We start from the raw sequence: 3,712 nt of genomic DNA on the forward strand, positions 1-3,712 counted from the left end.
ACAGATCTCGTCGAACGACCGGGCAAACGCGGGGAACGCCCCGTACAACTCCCGGCCCATCCCCAACCGCTGCGAACCCTGACCCGCAAACAGAAACGCCGTCCGGCGACCGGACCGTCCGCCCGTCCCCAGGACGACACCTGGATCGGGCTGCCCTACGGCCAGTGCCCGCAGACCTCGCAGCAGTTCCGCCCGGCCTTCGGCCAGGACGACCGCACGGTGCTCGGCCAGCGACCGGGTCGTGACCAACGACAGCGCCACATCGCTGAGCCGGAGCCCCGGGTCGGCGTCCACCCGGGCCCACAGCCGCTCTGCCTGGCCCTGCAAGGCTGAACCGTCGGCTGCCGAAATCACTACCGGCGTCACAGGAAGCTCGAACTCGGCCTCCGGCTCCGGGCCGTCCCCGGTCGCTGCCGGCCCTTCCGGTACTTCCGGTACTTCCTGGACCTCGACCGGGGGCTGCTCGATGATCACGTGTGCGTTCGTCCCGCTGATCCCGAACGAGGACACACCCGCCCTGCGCGGCCGGTCCGCCTCCGGCCACTCGGTGTTCTCCGCCAGGAGCTTCACCGCCCCGGCGGACCAGTCCACATGCGGCGACAGCTCGTCCACGTGCAGGGTGCGCGGCAGTACCCCGTGCCGCATCGCCATGATCATCTTGATCACGCCGCCCACACCCGCAGCCGCCTGAGTGTGACCGACGTTCGACTTGAACGACCCCAGCAGAAGCGGCCGGTCCTGCGGGCGGTCCTGCCCGTACGTCGCCAGCAACGCCTGCGCCTCAATCGGATCCCCTAGCGGCGTGCCGGTGCCGTGTCCCTCCACCGCGTCCACGTCCGCCGCCGACAGGCCCGCACCAGCCAGAGCCTGGCGGATCACCCGTTCCTGCGACGGACCGTTCGGCGCGGTCAGGCCATTCGATGCGCCATCCTGATTCACCGCGCTGCCACGGACGGCCGCCCACACCCGGTGACCGTTGCGCCGGGCGTCCGACAGCCGCTCCACGAGCAGCACACCCACGCCCTCGGACCACGCCGTACCATCCGCGCCCGCGCCGAACGCCTTGCAGCGCCCGTCCGCAGCCAGCCCCCGCTGCCGGCTGAAGTCGACGAAGGTGTCAGGCGTCGACATCACGGTCACGCCACCGGCCAGCGCCAGATCACACTCGCCCGACCGCAACGACTGCGCGGCCAGGTGCAGAGTCACGAGGGACGAGGAGCACGCCGTGTCCACCGTCATCGCCGGGCCTTCCAGACCGAAGGCGAAGGAGATCCGGCCGGAGGCGACGCTGCCCGTGTTGCCGGTCAGCAGATAGCCGTCGGACTCGTGCACGCCCTCCCGCAGACAGGAGCCGTAGTCCTGGCCCATGACACCCGCGAAGACGCCGGTCCGCCTCCCTCGGAGCGTTTCCGGGTCGATGCCGGCCCGTTCGAAGACTTCCCACGACGTCTCCAGCAGCATCCGCTGCTGTGGATCCATCGCGAGCGCCTCACGCGGCGAAATCCCGAACAGCCCCGCGTCGAACGAGGCCGCGTCGTAGAGGAACCCGCCCTTCTGCACGTATGTCTTGCCGAGCTTCCCCGGATCCGGGTCGAACAGCCCCTCCAGGTCCCACCCGCGGTCGCCCGGGAACCCGCCGATTCCCTCACGGCCGTCCACGACCAGCTGCCACAGATCCTCAGGAGACTCCACGCCGCCCGGGTACCGGCAGGCCATTCCGACGATCACCACCGGATCGTCGTCCACCCCGGCCATGGCGGGCAGTGCGGATCCGGAGAGCTCTTCCTTGCCGCCCACCAACTCGCCCAGCACATGCCGAGCCAGCGCCGCGGGAGTCGGATAGTCGAACACCAAGGTCGCCGACAGCCGCAGCCCCGTCACCGCGTTCACCCTGTTGCGCAACTCCACCGACGTCAGCGAGTCCGAGCCCAGAACCTTGAACGACTGATCCGGCTCGATGTCCGCGGCCGAGGAATACCCGAGCACCGACGCGGCCTGAGCACGGATCAGTTCCAGCATGAATCGTTCGCGGTCGGCCGGGGGCATCGGGACAAGGCGCTGAACCAGGTCGTCGGCCCCGCCTCCCAGTGCACCGGATACGGCCGTACGGCGCCGTGAAGCGCGGAACAGACCCCGCATCAGCGCGGGGATCTCTTCCCCTAGTTCCCGTAGCGCCGCTATGTCCAGGTTCACCGGCAGCACTACGGCCCGTGCCGGACCCAGGTCCAGGTCCGGTCCGCCGTTCAGCACGGTGTCGAGGTGACCCAGCCCCTGTTCCGCGCTCAGCGGCAGGACGCCGCCTCGCGCCATCCGGCGCAGGTCCACCTCAGTCAGGTCACTCGTCATGCCTGCGTCCGGTGCCCAGGGGCCCCACGCCAACGACGTGGCCGGCAGACCGAGAACGCGGCGTCGCTGCGCCAGGGCGTCCAGGAATGCGTTCGCCGCCGAGTAGTTGGCCTGGCCCGCACCACCGAGCGTCCCGGCCGCAGAGGAGAACATCACGAACGCCGACAAGTCCATTGTCCGCGTGAGCTCGTCGAGGTTGGCCACGGCGTCCACCTTCGGCCGCAGCACGGCGTCCAGACGCTCGGCCGTCAGCGAGGAGACGACTCCGTCGTCCATCACGCCGGCCGTATGCACCACCGCCGTCAGGGGATGCTTCGAAGGGATCGAGGACAGAAGGTTTGCGAGCGCCTTACGGTCCCCCGCATCACAGGCCGCGACGATCACCTCGGCGCCCAGGCCGGTCAGTTCCGTCACCAGCTCGTCGGCACCGGGGGCGTCTGCCCCGCGCCGGCTGGCCAGCACCAAATGCCGCACCTCCCGCTCGGCCACCAGATGCCGCGCCACCAACGCGCCCAGACCGCCTGTCCCACCGGTAACCAGCACCGTCCCGTGGGAGAGGGCGCGCCCGGTCTTCTCTTCTGTCGGTCGGCTGCCGACAGCGTCAGGCAGGGACGCGGGCGTCGGCCGGGAGCCGACTCGCACCAGCCTCGGCACGTGGACGGACCCACCACGCAGGGCCAACTCCGGCTCTCCCGAGGCGAGCGCCGCCGGGAGCACGCCCCAGGATTCCGTTGTCGCGTCGACATCCACCAGTACGAACCTGCCGGGGTTCTCGGTCCGTGCGGCCCGTACGAGACCCCAGACGGAGGCCAGGGCGGGATCGGGCGCACCTTCATCGAAGGCCACCGCGCCCTCGGTGATCACGACAAGGCGGGAGTCCTCGAAACGCCGCTCGGCCAGCCATTCCTGTACCAGCGTCAGCGCTTGCCGGGTCACCGCATGGGTCGCCTCGGCCAGACCGGTGCGGGAGGCAGGCAGTCCGCAGACGAAGAGAACCGTCTGAGGAGCATCCCCTTCGCCGTCGGCCACCGTGGCCAGGTCGGCCCACGCCTGTACGGGGACAGCTAGCGCGTCTTGCAGGGCAGGGCCGTCCTCTGCCGCGGACTCTCCGACCGCAGCCCACTCGCCCTCGGACACGGCGGGCGCGGCGGGTGTCGGCGATGTGATCCAGTCGAGTTGGAAGAGTCCCTCGCGGTATACCTTCCGGGCACCGGCGAGCAACTCGGCCGAGGCTTCACGCAGAACCAGCGAGTCGACCGACCCCACAGGGCCACCGGCCAAGTCCGCCAGCTGAAGCGAGACCGCTTCCGGCCCGGCCTTCACCACCCGCACCCGCAAAGCCCTCGCACCCGAAGCCACCAACGAC

General features: G+C 70.2%; 1 protein-coding gene. It reads right to left on the reverse strand.

The genetic code is table 11. The annotated features are described in order from the left end of the window. A partial coding sequence (locus ACZ3H8_RS40710) for a type I polyketide synthase (RefSeq protein ID WP_467410408.1) occupies nucleotides 1-3,678 on the reverse strand: 3,678 nt, incomplete at its 3' end. Nucleotides 3,679-3,712: the final 34 nt, after the last annotated feature.

This window comes from Streptomyces sp. NPDC002868 (assembly GCF_055563295.1).